The sequence below is a fragment of the Nodosilinea sp. LEGE 07088 genome (assembly GCF_015207395.1).
Lineage (GTDB): Bacteria > Cyanobacteriota > Cyanobacteriia > Phormidesmidales > Phormidesmidaceae > Nodosilinea.
Genome location: NZ_JADEWX010000386.1, coordinates 1 through 1,221 on the forward strand (window position 1 = coordinate 1; position 1,221 = coordinate 1,221).

The 1,221-nt window shown below is 52.0% G+C and carries 1 protein-coding gene; it reads left to right on the forward strand.

Annotated elements, in window-relative coordinates; genetic code table 11:
• Positions 1 to 288 precede the first annotated feature (288 nt).
• Positions 289 to 1,002 carry a class I SAM-dependent methyltransferase gene (locus IQ254_RS31190; RefSeq protein ID WP_193970010.1) on the forward strand — a complete coding sequence of 238 codons (714 nt, stop codon included), beginning with the start codon at positions 289 to 291 and terminating at the stop codon, positions 1,000 to 1,002.
• The last annotated feature ends 219 nt before the right edge of the window (positions 1,003 to 1,221 follow it).

The following is a 1,221-nucleotide window of genomic DNA, read 5'->3' on the forward strand; positions in this document are numbered from 1 at the left end:
GCTCTACTTTGCCATGCAACAACAAGGAGCCGTTAATCAAAAAGCGCGACAAATTTTAGGCTGGCAGCCTCGTTACTCAAACTGGTACGCAGGATTTCAAGCCATGCTGGCCGCTTAACCAAGCCATACGGGGGGTAGCGCTGCGCTCTGAGAGGTGACCGGAAGTTGCCGCCCTGCCGCTCATCCTGCGTTGGTAGACAAGCCCGGCCTTCCCAGCCCTTCTATCCATTGAACTGAACTGACTCAACGACCTGTATCGCCCTCTGGAATCAGAGGGTCAGTTTCACCATGCTCTTAAAAACAACAATCCCGACATTAGACCACTGGAAAACCGCTCCCAGTATCGACACCCTGCGATCGCTCTACGATGCCTCTGCCGAACACTGGGACGACTATTTGGCCCGTTTGAGGCAGCCCCTGGATTATCAACTTCTGTTCAAAAGCCGGGCTGTTCGCAACGGCTTGAGCCATCTTGACCACACCTCTAAAATTCTCGACTGTGGCGTAGGCACCGGAGCCTTCAGTCTGGCGCTTTTAGACAGTATCGCTCACCCAGTTCAGGTCTCTGGTGTCGATATTTCCTACCCCATGTTGACCCATGCTCAACAGAATTTGAAAAATCGCTGCCCGGCTCTCGATTTGCGATGGGGCGATATCCGGCGTTTGCTCTTTACTGATGACTCCTTTGATGCGATTATCTTTGCCCATGTGTTGGAGCATCTGGCCGACCCCGTCGCCGCCTTGCATGAGCTGCTGCGAGTCCTGAAACCGGGTGCCCCGTTGATTGGCTCGGTGACGCGTAAAGGACTGGGTCAAGTTCTCATGTCCCTGCGCTGGCACAATCGTGGATATGCCTCCCACCAGCTGGACGCTTTCCTGCAAGTTGCCGGACTTGAGGCTGTGCAAACATTCGACTATGGCACTGGCTGGTCAAAATGGATGTGCATCGCGGCGATCGGGGTTAAACCCAGAAGGGCGATCACGGTATCCTCTCAGCATTGATGAGCGCTATCGCCCAAACGATACCCTGATAATTCTCAGCATTGGGGAGGGTGATAATACCGGATACGTCTATCTAATCACTTATATCGGAGTAAGCTGTTAATCATTTAAACTACATATTAGAGAGCATATTTTGGCGAAGTATCTATGCCAATCAAGAACTATCTGACCGCCGAAGAGAAACAGGAGTTGCAGAAGCAGCTTAAGTTTCATGAGCAC

Coding starts and splice junctions, on each gene's coding strand:
- IQ254_RS31190 (WP_193970010.1), top strand. CDS start 289: ATGCTCTTAAAAACAACAATCCCGACATTAGACCACTGGAAAACCGCT.